General features: G+C 51.1%; 11 protein-coding genes and 1 pseudogene. 8 read left to right on the top strand and 4 right to left on the bottom strand.

Translation table 11 applies throughout. From position 1 onward, the window contains the following. Window positions 1-91 precede the first annotated feature (91 nt). On the top strand, window positions 92-1,786 hold the full coding sequence (gene dld, locus SC206_RS09760; RefSeq protein WP_332736617.1) for a D-lactate dehydrogenase: 1,695 nt from the start codon (window positions 92-94) through the stop codon (window positions 1,784-1,786). Window positions 1,787-1,791: 5 nt separating this feature from the next. Here dld and SC206_RS09755 read toward each other — a convergent pair. Both SC206_RS09755 and mntR read right to left on the bottom strand, forming a co-directional pair. Continuing rightward, window positions 1,792-1,962 (bottom strand): annotated as a pseudogene (locus SC206_RS09755) (serine hydrolase); the annotation flags it as partial. Between the two features lie 209 nt (window positions 1,963-2,171). Next, complete coding sequence (gene mntR, locus SC206_RS09750; RefSeq protein WP_332736615.1) at window positions 2,172-2,621, bottom strand: manganese-binding transcriptional regulator MntR; 450 nt, start codon at window positions 2,619-2,621, stop codon at window positions 2,172-2,174. A gap of 208 nt (window positions 2,622-2,829) precedes the next feature. Here mntR and SC206_RS09745 point away from each other — a divergent pair, with 208 nt between their 5' ends. The 5 genes from SC206_RS09745 to SC206_RS09725 all read left to right on the top strand — a co-directional run bounded on the left by SC206_RS09745 (window position 2,830) and on the right by SC206_RS09725 (window position 8,568). Beyond that, window positions 2,830-3,771 carry a metal ABC transporter substrate-binding protein gene (locus tag SC206_RS09745; protein ID WP_442976059.1) on the top strand — a complete coding sequence of 314 codons (942 nt, stop codon included), beginning with the start codon at window positions 2,830-2,832 and terminating at the stop codon, window positions 3,769-3,771. Further along, on the top strand, window positions 3,768-4,571 hold the full coding sequence (locus tag SC206_RS09740) for an ATP-binding cassette domain-containing protein (protein WP_332736613.1): 804 nt from the start codon (window positions 3,768-3,770) through the stop codon (window positions 4,569-4,571). Before SC206_RS09745 ends, SC206_RS09740 begins: the two co-directional genes overlap by 4 nt. Further along, complete coding sequence (locus SC206_RS09735) at window positions 4,568-5,425, top strand: metal ABC transporter permease (RefSeq protein ID WP_332736611.1); 858 nt, start codon at window positions 4,568-4,570, stop codon at window positions 5,423-5,425. Before SC206_RS09740 ends, SC206_RS09735 begins: the two co-directional genes overlap by 4 nt. Continuing rightward, the gene (locus SC206_RS09730; protein WP_332736609.1) at window positions 5,425-6,297 is read left to right on the top strand and encodes a metal ABC transporter permease; all 873 of its coding nucleotides are present in this window, start codon (window positions 5,425-5,427) and stop codon (window positions 6,295-6,297) included. The genes SC206_RS09735 and SC206_RS09730 overlap by 1 nt, the downstream gene beginning before the upstream one ends. Window positions 6,298-7,788: 1,491 nt before the next feature. After that, window positions 7,789-8,568, top strand: coding sequence for a transporter substrate-binding domain-containing protein (locus SC206_RS09725; RefSeq protein WP_332736606.1), 780 nt, complete (start codon window positions 7,789-7,791; stop codon window positions 8,566-8,568). 12 nt (window positions 8,569-8,580) lie between these two features. On the opposite strand, the gene pdxR is transcribed toward SC206_RS09725, so the two are convergent. Beyond that, complete coding sequence (gene pdxR, locus SC206_RS09720; protein WP_332736604.1) at window positions 8,581-10,056, bottom strand: MocR-like pyridoxine biosynthesis transcription factor PdxR; 1,476 nt, start codon at window positions 10,054-10,056, stop codon at window positions 8,581-8,583. 137 nt (window positions 10,057-10,193) lie between these two features. Between pdxR and SC206_RS09715 the strand changes: the two genes are divergently transcribed. Beyond that, window positions 10,194-11,462 carry a 4-aminobutyrate--2-oxoglutarate transaminase gene (locus SC206_RS09715; RefSeq protein ID WP_332736600.1) on the top strand — a complete coding sequence of 423 codons (1,269 nt, stop codon included), beginning with the start codon at window positions 10,194-10,196 and terminating at the stop codon, window positions 11,460-11,462. Window positions 11,463-11,536: 74 nt separating this feature from the next. On the opposite strand, the gene SC206_RS09710 is transcribed toward SC206_RS09715, so the two are convergent. Continuing rightward, window positions 11,537-20,149 (bottom strand): GH36-type glycosyl hydrolase domain-containing protein, encoded by an 8,613-nt coding sequence (locus SC206_RS09710; protein ID WP_442976058.1) that lies wholly within the window; start codon window positions 20,147-20,149, stop codon window positions 11,537-11,539. Between the two features lie 580 nt (window positions 20,150-20,729). On the opposite strand from SC206_RS09710, the gene SC206_RS09705 reads away from it, so the two are divergent. Continuing rightward, the gene (locus tag SC206_RS09705; protein WP_332736598.1) at window positions 20,730-20,900 is read left to right on the top strand and encodes a general stress protein; all 171 of its coding nucleotides are present in this window, start codon (window positions 20,730-20,732) and stop codon (window positions 20,898-20,900) included. Window positions 20,901-21,151: the final 251 nt, after the last annotated feature.

The raw sequence follows: 21,151 nt of genomic DNA, 5'->3' as shown, positions 1-21,151 counted from the left end.
ATTGGATTGTTAATCGGCTGATAGAAAAGTAAATCGGCTGTTAAAGCATTACACTCGCCGCGAGCATGACGCGGCCTTTGGAGAAGGTCTTATGGAGAAGGACAGAGATATTATTTCGCAGCTGCAGCAAATACTTTCGTCAGAGCAGCTGATCACCAATGAAAACGACAAACTTTATTACACCAAAGGTTATCGCGTGGGGCACGGACAGGCGCTGGCCGTCGCGATCCCCAATTCGCTGCTGCAACTGTGGCAGGTGCTGAAAGCCTGCGTCGCGTGCGATAAGATTATTTTAATGCAGGCGGCCAATACCGGCGTAACCGGTGGCTCTACACCCGATGGCAATGATTACGACCGTGAAGTTGTCATCGTCAGCACGCGCCTTATTAAAGGTGTGCAGGTTATCGACGACGCACAGCAGGTGATTGCCTTTCCGGGCAGTACGCTGACGGAGCTAGAAAAAGCCCTTAAGCCTCATCAAAAAGAGCCGCATTCGGTTATTGGCTCCTCCTGTATCGGCGCGTCGGTAATTGGCGGCGTGTGCAATAATTCGGGCGGTTCGCTGATTCGCCGTGGTCCAGCCTTTACCGAAAAATCGCTGTTTGCGCAGATTAATCAGGATGGCAGCCTCTCGCTGGTCAATCACCTTGGCGTGTTCCTTGGCAATACGCCCGAAGAGATGATAGCGAATTTAGAAAAACAGGCTTACACCACCGGCACGGAACCGGATTGGGACGGCAAAATCTGGGCCGACGACTACGCCACGGTTATCCGCGATGTTGAGGCTAACAGCCCGACGCGGTTTAACGGCAACGTGCAATATTTGCATGACAGTTCGGGCAGCGCGGGTAAGGTTGCGGTATTCGCGGTACGCCTTTCAACTTTTGATCGTGGCGATGAAACGCAGACTTTTTATATCGGCACCAACGACGAAAAAGAGCTGGTCGATCTGCGCCGTCTGTTGCTGCAAAACTTACAAGAGTTGCCACAGCAGGCAGAATATATCCACCGCAACGGCTTTGATTTAACAGTTAAATATTCCAAGCACGTCTATTGGGCTATCGATCGTTTAGGGCCGGAGTCTTTGCCTTCGCTGATGGCCAAAAAAGCCCAGTGGGATGTCAGAGTCAAAAAAGCCAAATTCCTGCCGCTTAACTTTGTCGATAAAGTGTTGCATCAGGTCAATAATCTGACCCCGAAGCGGGTGGCAAAACGCATTCTGGATTATCGCGATAAGTTCGAACATCATTTAATGATTAAAACGGAAGTGCGCTATGCGGGCGAGCTTCAGCGTTTATTGGGGCAATTCTTTGCGGCTAAAAGCGGTGAGTTTTTTGCCTGTAACGAACGCGAAGAAAAAGACGCCTTTTTGGTGCGTTTCGGCGTTGGCGGCTGCACGGTTTCGTATTGCGACTACATGGGTATCGATGCCAATGAACGTTTAATGGCGTTTGACGTAGCGCTGCGCCGCAACGACGACCAATGGCGCATCGTTTTACCGCCGCACTTACAGGCTCAAGTGTTGGAAGACGCCTGCTGCGGCCATTTCTTCTGCTTCGTCAATCATCAGGATTACATTCTCAAACCCGGCGTCGATCCGGTGCAATTCAAGCACGAGGTGCTGGAATATCTCGACCAACGCGGCGCGAAATATCCGGCCGAACACAATGTCGGCCACCAGTATTACGCCTCGAATGATTATGAACAGCACCTGCGCCAGCTAGATCCGACCAACAGCTGCAACCCCGGAATAGGTAAAACCAGCAAGAATAAATACTGGTCTTAACTCTGCTAAAAACCGTGATTAAGGGCCGCCAAAATCTCATAGGCGGCCTTTACTCGCGCCTCGTTTGGATAAGCCTTGTTGGCCAAAATCACGATGCCCATCTCTTTGACCGGCACAAACAGCGCATAGGTTGAGAATCCGCCGGTTGAACCGGTTTTATTGTAAATCGCCTGTTCCAATGGCGTTTTCCCACATCAAATCCTGCGTAAAACCCGACTTTTCAACGACCTGATAATACCCAACGTGGGTCGCATCAACGGCGTTTTGTTAGCTGACAAAATTCTATCACCTTGAATAGCAAAAAAGTCAGGAAGGGTGCTGATGCCTTCCTGACTTTTTTCTGATTTTTCATTAATTGTTCAGAAGAGTTTACACTGATACGGGATTATTTCGCCGCGTTTTGCTGTTCAGTGAAACGTTTAAATACGCCGAGCGTTTCGTCGCTGACATGATGCTCGACACCTTCAGAATCCAAACGGGCGGTTTCGGGGCTGATACCCAAAGCAATAAAGAAATTCTCAACGATGTTGTGTCGTTCACGGTTTTCAGCCGCCAGCTTTTCCCCTTCAGGAGTAAGAAAGGTGCCGCGATAAGGTAATTGGCGAACCAAACCCGCGCTGGCCAAGCGTTTTAACGTTTTAGCTACAGTCGGCTGGGAAACCCCCAGGCGCGCGGCCAAATCTACCTGTCGTGCTTCACCAAATTCCTGAATCAAATCTGAAATCAGCTCAACATAATCATCCATTAATTCCCGACGATGCGCCTCGCGCACCTGTAAAAAGCCCTGAGCGTGCTCTTCCACATCCAGCAATGGACCTACTTTTTTATTTTTCACTACGCCCGCCTTTTCTTGCTCAATGGCTTTTTACTTTTTTTTGACCTCAATTACACGCCTAAACATCGCGGTAATGCAAAGCATTGTAAACCAAGTGCGACCAACCACCAATTTTTGATAACTTTGCTTTGGCTAACTAATATAGCCTATGCTATACATGTTCAATAAATCCTCGTTTTATCGCATGCAAGGTGCAGGGAGCGTTATCATGAAAAACGGCACTATCTTGAAAATGTATGGTCGTTCACCGTTTCAACTGCGGTTGTTCCTGCTGGGCCTGATTGTCTCGATGATAAGTGGCAATGCGATTGCCGAGGACGGCAAAGAAAAAAAGAAGTTTAAGGTCGTCACCACCTTCACGGTGATTCAGGATATCGCGCAAAATGTGGCAGGCGACGCGGCGATAGTAGAGTCAATCACCAAGCCGGGCGCTGAAATCCACGATTATCAGCCTACGCCGCGCGACATTGTTAAAACGCAATCGGCTGATTTGATCCTGTGGAATGGCTTCAATCTTGAACGCTGGTTTGGCCGTTTCTTTGAAAATATCAAAAACGTTCCTTCCGCTACGGTCACCGAAGGCATAGCGCCGCTACCCATTAAAGAAGGTCCGTACCTCGGCAATCCTAATCCTCACGCCTGGATGTCGCCGAAAAACGCGGGAGTCTATGTCGAAAATATTCGCGCTGCGCTGGTGAAATACGATCCTTCCAACGCGGCGACCTATAACCAGAATGCCAAACTTTACGCCGAAAAACTTAGCCAGCTGGATACGCCGCTGCGAGAAAGGCTGGCCAAAATTCCCGCCCAGCAGCGTTGGCTCATCACCAGCGAAGGGGCGTTTAGCTATTTGGCAAAAGATTACGCGTTGAAAGAAGCCTATCTTTGGCCGATTAACGCCGAAGAGCAGGGCACGCCGCAGCAGGTTAAAAAGCTGATCGATTTGGTACGCCAGCAAAATATTCCCGTAGTGTTTAGTGAAAGTACGATTTCAGATAAACCGGCGAAACAGGTGAGTAAAGAAACGGGCGCGAAATATGGCGGCGTGCTTTATGTGGATTCGCTTTCTAACGAAAACGGCCCGGTTCCTACCTATATCGATCTGTTAAAAGTGACCGTAGGCACGATTGCAGAAGGGTTTGGACAATGAACGAAGCCAGGCTTGACCTCAATGTAGACAATATCGGCGTGACCTATAACAACGGGCACATGGCAATCCGCGACGCCAGTTTCCAGCTGAGTGGCGGCTCGATTTGTGCGCTGCTTGGGGTGAACGGCAGCGGAAAATCGACCTTGTTTAAAACGATAATGGGTATTCTGCGACCTACCACAGGGCGCGTCACGCTCGACGGCGTTTCAGTGTCCAATGCATTGAAAGATAATGTTATTGCTTACGTACCACAGTCGGAAGAAGTTGACTGGAATTTCCCGGTGCTGGTGCAAGATGTCGTCATGATGGGTCGTTACGGCAAGATGAATTTCATGCGCATTCCCGGCAAAGAGGATAAGTATCAGGTGGCGTCGGCGCTTGAGCGAGTCGGGCTGAGTGAGTTAGCGCAGCGACAAATAGGTGAACTGTCGGGCGGACAGAAAAAACGGGTATTTCTGGCCCGCGCACTGGCCCAGCAGGGGCGAGTAATGTTGCTTGACGAGCCTTTTACCGGTGTTGATATCCAAACCGAAAACGCAATTATTGCTCTCCTTCGCCAGCTGCGCGAGGAGGGGCATTTGATTCTTGTCTCGACTCACAATATCGCCAGCGTGCCGGAATTCTGCGATCGCGTGGTGCTTATCAATCAAACAGTGATTGCCAACGGGCCGCTCGACACCACATTCACCCGTAAAAATCTTGAAGATACCTTTGGCGGCGCGCTGCGTAACATGGCCTATTTTGCGCCTGAAGCCGCAACTATTGATGAAACGGCGTCGCCGGTAAGGTTGGTCAAATGATCGAACTCTTGCTGGAGCCTTTTCAATACAACTATATGCTCAAGGCCATTTGGGTAAGTGCAGGCGTGGGCGCGGTGTGTGCATTTCTTTCGGCCTATTTGATGCTAAAAGGCTGGTCGTTGATGGGCGATGCGTTATCACACTCCGTGGTGCCAGGCGTGGCGGGGGCTTACGCGTTAGGATTTCCGTATGCAATTGGCGCATTTTGCACGGGCATTTTAGCCGCGCTTTCCATGACGCTGTTGCGCCATTACACCCGGCTGCGAGAAGACGCAATTATTGGTTTCGTTTTCTCAACCTTTTTTGCGCTTGGCTTGCTGCTGGTGTCGCTTAATCCCACGGCGGTTAACGTGCAGTCAATTTTATTTGGCAACATTCTCGGCATCGACGAGGCCGACATTTTACAGGTGCAGATTATTGTCGGCGTCTCGCTGCTGGTGTTGTGCGTGGTGTGGCGTGATTTGCTGGCGGTATTTTTTGATGAGGCCCACGCGGTGTCAATCGGCCTCTCGCCACTCAAACTCAAAATTATATTCTTCTCCCTTTTTAGCGCCTGTAGCGTGGCGGCGTTGCAAACCGTAGGCGCCATTCTCGTCATCGCAATGGTGATAACGCCCGGAGCCATCGCTTATCTGCTTACCGATCGCTTTTCACATTTGTTGATCATTGCGGTCACCATTGGCGCGATAAGCAGCGCGGTGGGTGCGTGGTTAAGTTATTTTCTTGACGGCGCGACGGGCGGGGTGATTGTCACGCTGCAAACTGGCCTGTTTATTCTGGCGTTTCTGTTTGCGCCGAAACGCGGCTATCTAATTAATCATTTTCGTCTTCGCGATGCCAGAAGGAGAGCCTGATGATTGAGTGGATCATGGAGCCAATGAGCTTTCCATTTATGCAGCGTGCGTTGATAACCGCCGTTGCGACCAGCATTGTCTGCGCAATATTCTCCTGTTTTCTGGTGCTGAAGGGCTGGTCGTTGATGGGCGATGCCATCTCGCATGCGGTGTTACCCGGCGTGGTGCTGGCATTTTTGCTTGGCATTCCATTGGCTATCGGTGCATTCGTTTCAGGGCTATTTTGCGCCGTCGCCACCGGATTCATTAAAGAACACTGCCGAGTAAAAGAGGATTCGGTGATGGGCATCGTGTTTTCTGGCATGTTTGCAGCCGGCTTGGTGCTGTTTTCACGCGTGAACACTGAACAGCATCTCAGCCATATTCTGTTTGGTAATGTGCTAGGCGTCACCGATGGCGAAATGCTGCAAACGTTGATCATTGCGGGCGTTGTCACACTGATAATTTTACTGAAATTTAAAGATTTGATGCTGTTTTGTTTTGATCCGATCCAGGCCCGGGTAGTCGGGCTGCCGGTCCGTTTTTATCATTATACGCTGCTCTGTTTACTGGCGATGACCATTGTCGCAGCACTGCAGGCAGTGGGCGTGGTGCTGGTGGTTGCGATGCTGATCACACCCGGAATTACGGCTTTTCTTCTGTGTAAAACGCTGAGTCGAATGATGATGATTGCTGTCACCGCATCACTGATGGCCGCCATAGCGGGCACCTTCATCAGCTTTTATATTGATGCCGCGACGGGGCCGACCATCGTCGTCATTCAATCTGCACTGTTCCTGCTGGCGCTTGCCATAAATTTGCTGCGCAAGAGTGCGTCGATTCGCGCGTTACGTCAGCAGAGTATTGTTGGAAAACCGCGCACCATAAATTGAATTCCTGACCTCCCATATAAAAAAAAGCCAGCCCGAAGGCTGGCGAAAGGATTAACGGGTGCTTTTGGACCTATGTCACACAACTTAAGAGTATTTTGCCTCCTAACTGGCGGGAGCGAACCCCCGCCGTTATGTTGCGTTACCTCACAGGTTTGGGAACGTATAATGCGCCAATCTCAATCCAACCGATTTTGACTTTGATCTCCTGAAGCTCTTGCCCCCCTAAATTAGTGAAGACAAGTAAACCTCCAAAGACAAAGGCCACAATCATAACCGTTGCATACGACATATACCGCATTTGTATCTCCTTCTACTTGCATTTAAGCACGTGAGGCGATACCTTAAGTTTGTGGACTGAAGGGACCGCCTCGAGTTAATGAAAATTAATTCGGGGCTTTTCTCTTTCTGGTCCCTGCAAACTTCTTTACTCAGTAATACTTAATAGAATAAAAAATACAACTTACTCAAAACAGAAAGATCCTGAGCACCCGCGCGCAGTGTAACAGCCTTTTTTCGTAATAAAACAAATATCACCTCCTAATTGTCTCATCAAAAAAATTAAAATCTAACCGATTCAATTTAGTATTTATTATTTATTATATTAAAAATATCTACACTAAATTAGCTTTGTAGACTTATAAAATGAATAAAATTTAATAGCGATTTTTTGTGAAATAAAAAGAGTGTAATTAATATTTAAAATATGAAAAAAAAGCCAGCCCGAAGGCTGGCGAAAGGATTAACGGGTGCTTTTAGACCTATGTCACACAACTTTAAAGTAACTTACCTCCCAACGTGCGGGAGCGAACCCCCGCCGTTAAGTTGCGTTACCTCACAGGTTTGGGAACGTATAATGCGCCAATCTCAATCCAACCGATTTTGACTTTGATCTCCTGAAGCTCTTGCCCCCCTAAATTAGTGAAGACAAGTAAACCTCCAAAGACAAAGGCCACAATCATAACCGTTGCATACGACATATACCGCATTTGTATCTCCTTCTACTTGCATTTAAGCACGTGAGGCGATACCTTAAGTTTGTGGACGTAAGGGACCGCCTCGAGTTAATTAAAATTAATTCGGGGCTTTTCTCTTTCTGGTCCCTGCAAACTTTTTATTCAGTAAAACTTGTTTAAATAAAAAATACAACTTACTCAGAACAGAAAGATCCTGAGCACCCGCACGCAGTGTAACAGCCTTTATCCCTAATGGAATAAATGAATGTCGGAATTAATTTTATTAAATAATACAAAATAAAATAAATTAAATTTATTGTTAGTTTTTTAATTTAATTAAATGGTGAGTCTGAGTGAAAGTTATTTTCAAATAATACTCAATTAAAATAGGCAGAATTAGTAAAGTAAGATTTTCCACTCACTTCCCCTCTGGTCATAAGTTAAGCCTATTACCTCTCTGTTACCCATCACGCTATGTTAATCAAGCCGTTTTCAACGAATTTTGCGTTTTAACAAACGAATCCGAGGTAGTAGATAAATGAAGAAAGTTTCACTGCTTGTGTTGATGATTGCGGCCAGCTGTAAAGTCTTCGCTGCGCCGGTTGCGACAGAACTAAAATTGGGGATTGACCCGACGTTCCCGCCTTTCGAATCGAAGACGCCACAGGGGCAAATTGTCGGTTTCGATGCGGATCTAGGACGCGCTATTTGCCAGAAGATGCAGGTGAAGTGCGTATTTGTAGAAAACACTTTTGACGGCCTGATCCCCGCCCTTAAAGCCAAAAAATTTGACGCAATCCTCTCTTCGTTGTCAATTAATGAAGAGCGTAAAAAATCAATCGATTTCTCAACCGCGCTGTTTAACACGCCGGTTTATTTGATTACGGCTAAAAATTCCGGGCTTTCAGCGACGGCTGAAGGATTGCAGGGCAAGCGCGTCGGCGTACAGCAGGGCTCGGTTTTTGAAACCTATGCCAACCAATATTGGCGGCCAAAAGGGGTGGAAATTGTCTCTTATCCGTCACCGGATCAGATTTATGCTGACTTGGCACTAGGCCGTTTAGATGCCAGTTTAGATGACGCCGCCTCTGCCACTGCGTCATTCCTGGAAAAGCCTCAGGGCGCAGGTTTTGAGTTAAACGGTAAAGAGGTTATCGATAAACCTCTGTTTGGGAATGGTGCGGGTTTAGGATTAAGAAAGGGCGACGAGCCGCTCAAAGCCTCGATTGATAAAGCCATTGCCGATATCAGGGCCGACGGTACTTACGCCAAACTCAACAAAGAGTATTTCAAGTTTGACGTCAGTCCGAAAAGTTAGCTTAACTAAACGCTACAGCCGCTGCTTGAGGCAGGCACATAGAATATTAAACGCCGCTTCCATTTGCGGAATGTCGACACAGCCGTAACCGAGAATTAGCCCGCGACGCGAGGTGCTGCGCATGTAGTAGCCAGAAAGCGCGCGGGTCAGTACGCCTTTTTGTTCCAATTCTGCGCTGAGCGCCACGTCGTCAATTCGTTCAGGCAAGGCTAAAATGAGGTGTAATCCGGCGCTGCTAAATTCACACAGAAACTCTTTCCCTAACTCTTGTTCAATCATCTTCGCCAACGCGTTTCGTCTTTTACCATAGGATAAACGCATGCGCCGAATGTGCGCGCCATAATGGCCTTCGCGAATAAATTCGGCCAGCGTGAGCTGAGTTAACCCATTGCCGCCGCGATAAAGTTCTGAATGTGCAATCTTCAGTTTGGCCGCCAACCCGCGCGGCAGCACGACGTAACTGACACGCATACCCGGAAACAGCGTTTTGCTAAAAGTGCCGATGTAGATAACCGGCGCGTCGGGCTGCAAACCTTGCAATGCGGGGATCGGGCTGCCTGAATAGCGAAACTCACTGTCGTAATCATCTTCAATAATCCAGCTGCCGTGTTGAACGGCCAGCGATAACAGCCGCTGTCGCCGCGCAAGGCTCATCACCGAACCGAGTGGGTATTGATGTGACGGTGTCACGCAAATTAGCCGCGGCGGCGTTTGGTTTTCCGCTATGTCGGGCGGATCCATGCCGTTTTCATCTACTGGAATGGGCTGCATCACAACGCCGTTTATCGACAAAATATTGCGGATCCCCCAATAGCTCGGCTCCTCAATCCATGCAGTATCGCCCTGATCGCAAAGCACTTTCGCCAGCAAATCAATTGCCTCGTGAGATCCAGCCGTAATCAGGATTTGTTCCGGCGTACAGTTAACGGAACGCGCAACGCGCAGATAGTCGGTCAGCGCCTGCTGCAAAGCTAAACCACCGCCGTGGCGAGAATAGCTTAGATAACGAGGATCCAATTTGCGATTCAGCCGGTTTTGCAGTTTGCGCCAAATTTCATGCGGAAAACGGGTAACGTCAGGCACGCCGGGCATAAACGCACCCCATTGATGTGGCGCAACGCCCGTGCGGCCCAGCAATTTTGCGCCGCGCTCTGAAAGTTGTCCGAGATTAGCTGACGACGAATGCTTGGCCGGCACTGCCTCCGCATTAATACCGTCTTCCGGTAAATCGGCATTAACGAACGTGCCACTGCCCGCACGAGTTTGAATGTAACCTTCCGCCTGTAACTGCTCATACGCGGCAAGCACCGTATTGCGCGAGATTTCAAGCTGCGCGGCCAAATCGCGCGAAGCAGGAAGTCGACTACCCGGCGTGATGCTGGCATCCAGAATGGCCAGTCGCAGTGCCTGATACAGCCGCTGATGTAGATTGTTGCCTGTTGCCTTTTCGAGACGATGCAAAATCAGGTCAGAAAGAAGCGATCGCAATTGGTACCTCAAAATAAAAAGAACTGGCTCTGTATTATAGGACCGGTTTAGCGGTAAAAAAGTAACACAGAAGATTGGGGTTTCGCAGCGAAAACGTTTCAGTTGTATTTTCAAATGATAATGAATCGGAGTTCAGCATGGATCAGAACGAATTAGAACAGCGTCGCAAGGCCGCTACACCGCGCGGCGTGTCAGTAATGTATGACTTCTACGCCAGCAAAGCGGAAAACGCGACGCTGTGGGACGAGCAAGGCCGCGAGTTTATCGATTTCACGGCGGGCATTGCCGTATTGAACACCGGGCATCGTCATCCGAAAGTGGTGGAGGCGGTAAAAGCCCAGCTCGACCTCTTTACTCATACCGCCTATCAAGTGGTGCCTTACGCTAGCTATGTCACGCTCGCCGAACGCTTAAACACGCTTGCACCTATCGACGGCGCAGCCAAAACTACTTTCTTTACCACGGGCGCTGAAGCGGTTGAGAATGCGGTAAAAATTGCCCGCTCAGCCACCGGACGCTCCGGTGTGATCACTTTTTCTGGCGCATTTCATGGCCGTACTTTGCTGACCATGGCCTTAACCGGCAAAGTGTTGCCCTATAAAAAAGGCTTTGGCCCGTTCCCAGGCTCCGTTTTCCACGCACGCTATCCGAATGCCCAACAGGGCGTTAGCGTAGAAGAAGCGCTGGAAAGCATTGAATATTTGTTCCGCGCTGACATTAGCCCGCAGGACGTTGCCGCCATCGTTTTCGAACCGATTCAGGGCGAGGGCGGTTTCAATATCGCACCGCAGGCGTTTGTCGATGGCCTTCGCACAATCTGCGATCAACACGGCATTTTGCTGGTGGCCGATGAAGTTCAAAGCGGCTTCGCGCGCACCGGCAAAATGTTTGCGATGGAATACTACGGCAGCACCAAGGCTGATCTGATCACCATGGCGAAAAGCCTCGGCGGCGGATTACCTATTTCTGGCCTAGTGGGTCGTGCAGAAGTCATGGACGCGCCAGAGCCGGGCGGACTCGGCGGCACCTACGCCGGTAACCCGCTGGCCGTAGCCTCGGCGTTGGCCGTATTAAATATTATCGAAGAAGAACAGCTGTGTGAACGCGCGCAAAAACTTGGCGCCGAGCTGGTTGAAGTGCTGCAACAGGCGAAATCTGGCTGTCCGGCAATGATCGACATCCGCGCGCGTGGCTCGATGGTTGCCGTCGAATTTAACGATCCGCAAACGGGCAAACCATCGGCGGAGATCACTCGTCGCTATCAAAAAGCCGCGCTTGACGCCGGTCTGATGCTGCTAAGCTGTGGCGTCCACGGCAACGTGATTCGTTTCCTGTATCCGTTGACCATTCCAGATGCGCAGTTCAAGCAGGCGCTGGGCATTCTCCAGCAGGTGCTCAAGGATTAAAAAGAAGCGGCTCATCGCATGGAGTACTGCATGAAACAACGCATGGAACACCATGCGGTGAGCACGATAATTTTTTATACCACCCACACCTCGACAACGTGCGTTTCTCCATCGTCATTTATCGGGATCAACAGGTCGGGCAAGGTTTCACCGTCAATTACCACGCTGGCGTCGCCTTCGGCACGTTTAACCGTGATTTGATACTGGCTACTGCCTTGTTGATAATTAAGGGAAATCTCGGGCCAGTCGGCAGGTAGTCGCGTGTTTATTGAAATAAATGCGCCGTGACGTTTAATGCCTAACAGTGATTCGGTGAGCAGGCGATAGGCCCAGCCCGCCGAGCCGGTGTACCAGCTCCAGCCGCCACGCCCGACGTGCGGCTCTACGGAATAGATATCGGCGGTCATAACATAGGGTTCAACTTTGTAACGATGAACGCGATCGGCATCAAGGCTATGATTTATCGGGTTTATCGCCGCAAAAAGTTGCCATGCGCGTTCAGTTTCACCCATTTCGGCGAAGGCCATCACCGCCCAAATCGCGCCGTGCGTATACTGGCCACCGTTTTCACGAACGCCCGGCAGATAGCCGCGAATGTAGCCCGGATTCGGCCCGTTATCGTTGAACGGAGGGGTAAGCAGCTTGATAATGCCGACCTCTTCGTCGACTAACCGATGTTCAAGTGCATGCATCGCCTGACGACTGCGCTCGGGGTCTTCCGCGCCCGCCAACACTGACCAGCTTTGCGCAATCGCATCAATTTGGCACTCCTGATTGTGGTGAGATCCGAGCGTTTCGCCGCTGTCAAAGAAGCCGCGCAGATACCATTCGCCGTCCCACGCGTGGTCATAAAGGTTCTGTTTAAGCTGTTTGGCCTGACTAGAGCAAAGCGCTGAAATGTCATGCTGGCCGAGCTGTTCCGCCAGCGGTGCAAAGCGTTGCAGCACGTTGAGCAGGAAGAAACCGAGCCAGACACTTTCGCCTTTGCCTTTAATGCCGACCAGATTCATGCCGTCATTCCAGTCGCCGCTGCCCATCAGCGGCAATCCATGCTCGCCAAAGTTCAGCCCGTGTTTAATCGCGCGTACGCAGTGCAGGAACAGCGTTTCGCTCAACGCACTGGGCTGTGGCTGGCCGTAGAAAGACTCTTCCTCCGGGCCTAACAGCCGCGTCTCAAGATACCCCACCAGCTGGTCTGCCACCTCCGTATCATGGGTGACGTCAATGTAATGACACAGCGCCAGCGGCAGCCACAGATAGTCGTCGGAACAGCGCGTCCGCACGCCTCTACCCGTCGGCGGATGCCACCAGTGCTGAACGTCGCCCTCGACAAATTGATGTGCGGCGCAGAGTAGAATCTGCTCGCGCATGCGTTCGGGCGCGGCGTGGGAAAGGGCCAACGTATCCTGTAATTGGTCACGGAAACCAAACGCGCCGCCGGACTGATAATAGCCGCTGCGCGCCATGATACGGCTCGACAGAGTCTGATACAGCAACCAGCCGTTGACCAGCAGGTTAACCGCCGGTTCTGGCGTAGTGACGGCTATTTTATCGAGACGCTGATGCCAATAACGATGCACGCGGTCAAGCTCGCCACGCGCCGCCTCTTCCTGCATAAATTGCTGGATAAGCTGCTCGGCATGCTGGCCGTTTTGGCCTAATCCGAGCACAAAGATAAAGGTGCGCTGATCGCCATCGATAAGCTTGGTGGCTGACTGCACCGCCGCGCAAGGGTCGAGGCCGGAACCGGTTTTATCGGGCAGCCTTTCAACCAGCAAGGCAGCGGGCGCGGTGGTGGATCCGTTACGGCCTAGAAAATCGCGGCGATCGCCAGACACCGAACAGTGCACGCCGGTGACGGCAAAGAAGGCTGTGCGTTCGCTGTCGCTTTCGGTGTAGTGATTGGTCGCCAACACGCCACAGCCGCCGTTAACCCGCGCCGGTCGGGTCGCAATGTGCATGGCGGATTTGGAACGCAGGTCGCTCATGACCCATTCCACATAGCCGGTAACCGATACTCTGCGCGTTCTGCCCGACACATTGCTCAAGGTGAGAATGAAAATTTTGACCGGCGCTTCTTCGGCCACCAGCACGGTAAGTTCGCTGTCGATGCCGAGATGACGGTGCTCGAATACGCTGTAACCGAAACCGTGACGACTGAAATACTCGTTTTGCGTGCGTACCGGAAGCGGCGTAGGCGACCAGATTTCGCCATTCTCTTCATCGCGCAAATAGAAAGCTTCGCCGCTGCCATCGCTAATCGGGTCGTTTTCCCACGGCGTGAGTCGATATTCGTGGGCGTTTTCAAACCAGGTGTAGGCCTGCCCGCTTTCTGAAATCACGCTGCCGAAATTATCGTTGGCGATCACGTTGGCCCACGGCGCAGGAGTGTTTTGATCCTGAGTTAAACGAATCTGGTATTCGCGGCCGTCAGGTGAGAATCCGCCAAAGCCGTTGAAAAAGGTCAGATGCTGAGGATCAAATTCGCGCGGTGGAGCATTAAGCGGCGGAAGGTTACTAAAGGGCACCAGCTTGGACTGAATGCTCTGCGCCGGTTGAACCTTTTTATTGAGCTGGTCGATCAGCTCGCCATTGCGATCGTCAATCACAATCGCCGCCACGCTCATGAATAAAATCAAATCCTCAGGCGCAACGTGCTCGCTGGTGCGGACATAAATACCGCCATTTTTGTCGATTAAGCTGGCTTCCGCGCCAGAGGCGACGCGATGCAAAATCTGATTATGCAGGTCTTGCTGATAACCCTCGTGAGAATCGTTGAGGATGAGTAGGTCCACCGCTAGCCCTTTCAAGCGCCAATAGCTGTGTGCCTGAATCAGCGTGCTGACCAGCGCAATATTCTCACTACGGGTAATCACCAGCAGCACGATAGGCAGGTCACCCGACAGCGAATGGCTCCACAACGCAGACTGGCCGCGTCGATTACGGTCAAGTACCTGCGTATTCGGACGCATCTCGGGACTAGGAAAAATCACCGAACCGGCCAACTGATTATAAAGATTGGCCTGCTCTTCATTGGCATTGATTTGACGCAGCGTGACCTGACTGTGCGAACGGGCAAAGGCAAACACGCGGTCGGCGATATTGTGATCGCGGTACTTTTCCATCATCCCAAGACTCTGCTCGCGAGTTTCGCCGATGCCGTAAATCAGGTCGATCACCAGCGGCACGCCCGGCTTTAACTCAACGCGTTGACGAATGGAAAGAATAGGGTCAAGCACCGGCCCGGCGCTGTTATCCAGCGCGCCCGGATGATTCATGGTCTGCGGCGCAACGGCGGTATGCCCGCGTCCGATAAATGCCGCGCGATCGGTAGCAAAAGAGGTTTGCCTGTCGGTTTCACCATGAATCGCCGTGGTATGAAACAGCCATGGGCAAGCTTCGTGCTCATCGCGTGGCCGACGATGGCAGAGAATACCTTCACGATCGGCGACCAGCTCGGTTTGTACGAACAAATTGCTAAACGCCCGATGGGCCAAATCGTTGGCAAGTGGTGCAAGCACGACCTCGGTATAGGTGGTGATTTCAAGCGTGCGCGGCTGCTTGCCGCGATGCGTGAGCGTTAAACGACGAATTTCGACGTCATCTTCAGGTGAAACCACGATTTTCGTATGGACCGTCAAGGTGCCATCAACGCGAGTAAATTCGGCGGCGGCGTCGGTAAATACCGCCTCGTAGCTGCCTTTTTTACCTTCAATCGCCTTGCCCGCAGGTTGCCAGGTATTGTTGATGAATTCGCCCGAATGCGGATCGGCGATATAGCAGAAGGTGCCGTAATTATCGCGGGTTCCGTCGGCGCGCCAGCGGGTCAGTGCGATGTCACGCCAGGTGCTGTAACCGCCGCCAGCTTGCGTCACCATCAGATGATATTGGGTGTTGGAGAGCAGCTGAACTTCAGGCGTTGGGCTATCAACGCGACTAAACTGCCGATAAGACGCACTGACAGGTTGCAGCGCGTCGACCGTATCAAACTGCCGACGCGGACTGTACATCGTTGGCGTGTCTGGCACTCTTTCCTGCAATAACGGCAGGGCAGATTGCAGCCACGGATTTGCCACAAAGCGCTCGACCATCGGCGCATTAAGCAGCGTATGCGACAGCGCCAGGAAACTCATTCCCTGATGGTGCGCCATATAAGTGCGTACCAGCGAGAAGATCTCGCCGTGATTCAGTCGAGAACGGGAGTAGTCAAGCGCCTCATAAAAACCGTATTTACCGCGCGCACCCAGAAGATCGAGCCGCTGCAAGTTTTCGCAGGCCTCCTGCGGCTCAACTACCAACGCCATCACCGACGCGTAAGGCGCGATGACCATATCTTCGCCAAGCCCGCGTTTCAGGCCCAAACCGGGCACGCCGAATGCGCGATACTGATAGTTTTGGCCCGGATCAAACGCGGCATAGGCGGATTCGGAAATTCCCCACGGCACGCCGTTTTCTTTGCCCCAGGCGATTTGCCGATTCACCGCCGTGCGGCTCATTTGCAGCAGCAAAGAGCCGGGATAAACCGGCATCACCAACTGCGGCATCAAATATTCAAACATCGAGCCGCTCCACGACATCAGCGACGGCTCCTTATCCACCAGCGTAAACAGCCTTCCAAGCGCAAACCAGCTTTTCAGGGGCAGCTGATTAGTGGCGATGGCTAAATAGCTGGTCAGGCGGATCTCGGAAGGCAGCAGATCGTAGCTTCCGCTGTCCAACTTGTTGTTTTCACAGTTATAACCCACGCTCAGCAGCTGCGTTTGCTTGTTATAGAGGAATTTAAAGTCCATCCGCGCATGATCTTTTAGACGCAGCTCCAATTCGTTGATCACTGCTAGCCGTTTTAGGGCGATATTCGCCGCGAGGCCGATTTTCTGTTGATCCAGATGGGCATTTTCATTGACCTGCGCGACCAGCGTCATTTGCGAAATCAACAGCAGAGAAGGCATTTTGTCGTCTAAAGGCGCTGCAATCATCCAGTCGAAAAGCAGCGTCCATTCTTGAATAAAATCAGCTAATTGCGCATTCAATTCAGTTAACCAATGGCCATTAATACTGCTGTGTTGCAGCAAATCGGTGACGCGCTGCTGCATCTCCTGAAGCGGCGTCATGAGCTGATGAATCGGCATTTCTGCCGCCTGTTGCCAGAAGCGGCGAATTTTGAACAAACCGTCACGCATGGCGGGCGTCGCTTCGCCTTCACACAGCAGCAGCGTGTCTTCAAGACCCGCCAGCAGTTGCGGTACGTCGAGCGCGGGCTGATTTCGCAAACGCGCGATCCCCGTGGCTAGCACTAGCAAATGACCGGCCAGATTGCCGCTATCAACGCTGGAAATATAACGCGGATTTAACGGCGCCAGCGTGCGCGTGTCGTACCAGTTGTAGAGATGACCGCGATAATGCTCGAGTTTATCTAGCGTATCCAGCGTGTTACCGGTTCGTGTGAGCATGCTTCCCTGCGACAGATAACCAAAATCCATCGCCGTCAGGTTGGCTAATAAGGAAAGACCAATGTTGGTCGGCGAAGTGCGATGAGCAATTTTAGGCTCGGGAATTTCCTGAAAGTTATCCGGCGGCAGCCAGTTTTCCTGAGGCGTCACAAAGGCCGAAAAATAGGACCAGGTTTCGCGACTAACCCGACGCAGGAAGGTGCGTTGAGTTTGATAAACCTTGGGAGCGGGTTGCTCGGGCGTTCTGCTCATCCAGCCGACTAACAGTGGCGCAACTACCCACAGCACGCCCAGCGGAATGGCAGCCGTTAAACAGGCGGCATCGTGATTGCGGACTAACGCTATCAGCAAGACACCGGCCAGCGGGTTAAACCACATCACGCGATAAAGATTCGTCGTCGACAGCGAAAAATAAGGCTTGCCGGTTTCGCCGCTGCTAGTCCACTCCTGTAAATGACGATGGCTGATAGTTAAGCGCCACAGGGTCACAAAAATCGCTTTCAAGGTGTAGGCGGTTTCGTGTGGCAAGGTGGCAATATAGAGCCCGATGCGCGCAAGTCGCGAGAGAATGCCGTTGCTGACGGATTTAAAGTGCGGCATCAAATGGATGTGCTTGCCTTTATTCATCAGGTTTAACCCTAAGGCAATTGCGCTCGGCAGCAACAGCAAAACAGTTATAAATAGCAGCCAATACAGCGAATTAGGTGCCCAAAGTATTGCAGTGAACAGGATCAGTAAAAACGAAGGCGCGACCAGACTGCGGCGCAAATTATCGAGCAGTTTCCAGCGCGAAAGCACCGATAAAGGGTTAGCGCAGAAGGTGCCGTCGGCCTGACGTACGCGCAGTCGAAGCCAGTTAAGCAACTGCCAGTCGCCACGTATCCAGCGACTGCGGCGCGCTACGTCGATTAAATAACTTGAAGGATACTGCTCATAAAGCACCACGTCGCTCAACACGCCAGAGCGAGCATAACAGCCTTCCAGCAGGTCATGGCTGAGCACCAGATTATCGGGACAGGTGTTGTCATTGGCGAGGGTGAAAGTATCAATGTCGTAAATACCTTTACCGATAAAAGAGCCTTCGCCGAATATGTCTTGATAAATATCCGAAGCCATCGATGAATAAGGATCGGTGCCGGGCTGGCTGCTGCTCACGGCGGCATAGCGGCTTTGCCCGTAACGCGGGATCTCTTCGGCAAGCCTAGGCTGTAAAATACCGTAGCCTTTAACTACCCGATGCAGCGCGGCATCGTAAATTGGGCGATTAAGCGGGTGCGCCATCGTGGCAATCATCTGGTGCGCGTGATCGCGAGGCAAGAGCGTGTCGCTGTCGAGCGTGATGACATATTTAACTGCCGAAAGCTGCTGCTGAGTTGCCCCGACGCAGGTAGTGAACTCATCTGGCGCGCCGCGCAGCCAGCGATTTAACGCCGCCAACTTGCCGCGTTTGCGCTCCTGACCCATCCAGACACCTTCAGAAGTATTAAACAAACTGTCGCGATGCAGCAGGCTAAAGCGATTTTCCGACGAATCAGTGCTTTGCTCGTAGCGGCGATTTAGCTGAATAATTTTGCTGCTGGCATAGGCGAGCAGCAGGTCATTGTTTGGGCTTGCCGCACTGTCGCTATCCAGAAAATCAGCCACCAGCGCGAAATAAACCGTCGGGAAACTATTGCCGAGATAACAGATTTCGAGCGAGCTAGTTAACCGATCAACCCCTTCGCGGCTGCTAAGCAGGCAGGGAACGGCGACCAACGTGCTGTACTCGGCGGGAATATGCTGCGAAAAATCCATTCTGGGCAAGGGACTTGGCGTGCGGCTGCGGGTCGCCGTTTCATTTAACAAATCCAGCGTAAACTGGCTGCATAAAATCGCGATAGGGATAACCAGCAGCCATAGCGTCCAGCCCATGCCGCTTAAACGCGTTTCAAACAGCAGGTTGGCCGTCAGCGCGGTGATCAGCAGGCTCAGACTGCCGAGCCACGAGAGCAGCGGCGTTTTGTTCATCTGATGGCGGAAATAGTTCATTCGGGTGTAACGAATATTGAGCGTGCTTTCAAGGCCGCTGCGGCCGTTATCGACCAGATAATAGCCCACGTGGCGCTGCTGGCTGCCTTCTTCCGCTACGTTGCATAAAGCGATAACGCGGCGGGCGATCTCCTGCTCGCTAAAGTGGCAGTGGCGGGCCAGTTTTTCGATAACATGTCGGTAGTTGTCGCGGGTAGCGAATGACATGGCGGGATAAATACCTGCGGGATCTTGATGGAGTACTTTCTCCACTTCACTCACGCTTTCGGCAAAATCGGCCCAGTTCATTTCATTCAGCTTTCGCAATCCGGCGATGCTGTTACTGACCGACAGTTGGCTAAGCGCCAGCTGCTGGTTAAAACGGTTGATCATTTCGGTGGTCGTCAGGCCAACGTCGGCCAGTCGCTGCTCAATCCAGGTTAGCGGCAGAGCCAGCATCGAGCCGTGACCTTGCAGCCTGCGCACTAATTCGGCCACGAAAGCGCTGGTACGCGGCGGATTGGTGCGCGCCATGTCGGCAATCACGATAATGAGATCGGCAGGGCGTTCTTCAGCGGTTTCCTGAATTTTGTTAGCCCAATACTCGGCGAGATTACGCTCCTGCTGCGCCTTGGTGACTTCGATACTGATGCGACGCAAATTTTCGATTAACGCCAGACGTAACATGCCCGGAAAGGCCCACAGTTCGCCGAGCGTTAACGTGGTCACTTTCTGATAAGAGAGAATAAAGCGTATGAGGGTGGTTTCGTCCCAATGGCCGTCGCTGTGGGCGATCGCCTCGGTGGCTATGTCGTAAACGCGTGGACAACTTTGCGGACTGACAAGCGTTGGCAGACCCTTACCGAAATTTTTAGGCAGCAGCTGACGTACCAGACGAATGTGCTCTTCAATTAAATAGAAGTTATCCAGCAGCCATTCGCCCGCTGGCGCTATGCTTTTTTCGCCGCCAGCAGAAAGAATATTACAGTTATCAGAAAGGATTTTTTCACTTTCAGTCAGGCGGTTAAGTAAATAGTAGGGCGCTTTTTTAGTGGAAAGCTTATGCGATTTGGCAAGTTTGGCCCCAAAACGCTCCATTTGCTCGGCAGAGAAAATTTCGGCGGCGATAGGGATAATCTCGCGCTCGTCATCACTATTCGTTGACGCTATTCCCGGAGAGGCGTGGAGATCCCTGCGATTCTTAAGCCATGGAACGAAAGCCATTTTCACTTAGGTGTTTCCTCGTGCGTACACAAGAGGATAAACAAGAGCTTGGGTTGGGCACGCACAGTAAAGGATGAGTAAAGCCGAAGAAGGCTGGCCTCACGGGCGGCTAGTTCAAAAAATAGCCAGTCAGAGCAAGTTTAGCAGCAAAAGTGGTTTAGCTGACGGCTGATTTCAGTTCTTCGCCTGCACTCAGTCTGATAATGCGCACTGCTTTGATCAAGCCAAGTATTCTATTACTGGCGACGGCTATTAACTACAAACAAATCTATTATTTCGATAACTATAAATCTTATTTGCTAACACGCGGATAACCTTATCAAATATGCCGATAATAAGGTTTTGAGTAATTAATGTTCAGTGTTTTGAGTAAAGGATTAATAAAATATTTAGATAAAAAATTTACGAAAAATTAAGGGTTTGTGGATGTTAACTCAAAAAACTTAACTGCAATTTTTGACATAATTGGACCGTGCACTATCATTAATTCCGAGCATCGTGCTCTTCATTCGGGACAATATCAGTGGTTACTACTGAATACGTTGAGCCCAACCAAAATGAAAGAACTATCCGATAGGAGGATATAATGGCCAACCATCGCAATGGATCAGGTAATTTTGCAGAAGACCATGACAAAGCATCAGAAGCAGGTAAGAAAGGCGGCAAAAATAGCGGCGGCGGTAATTTCGCAGACGACCGCGAACGCGCCAGTGAAGCCGGTAAAAAAGGCGGCAAGAATAGCCACGGCGGTCACTAATCCAAACAAATCATTTGGTTAGATGATTGCAGGCACTGCCACCCAGCCCAGAGGATCTCTCTGGGCTTTTTTGTGTCTATAAATTGGCAAATATTTATCTATTAATGAAACGGCATTGAAAAGCTTATTCTTATTATCCGTGAGTGTAATTTTTATTACCTTTCTTCGTAAGATAACTCCTAAAACCTTGATGTGCTGCGATCGTGGACTATTATTTCTCATGTGTGTTTTGTATCTATTTTAGATGTTTA

It is taken from the genome of Rouxiella sp. T17, from assembly GCF_036663475.1.
GTDB lineage: Bacteria > Pseudomonadota > Gammaproteobacteria > Enterobacterales > Enterobacteriaceae > Rouxiella.
This window is presented reverse-complemented; position numbering and strand designations above follow the sequence as displayed.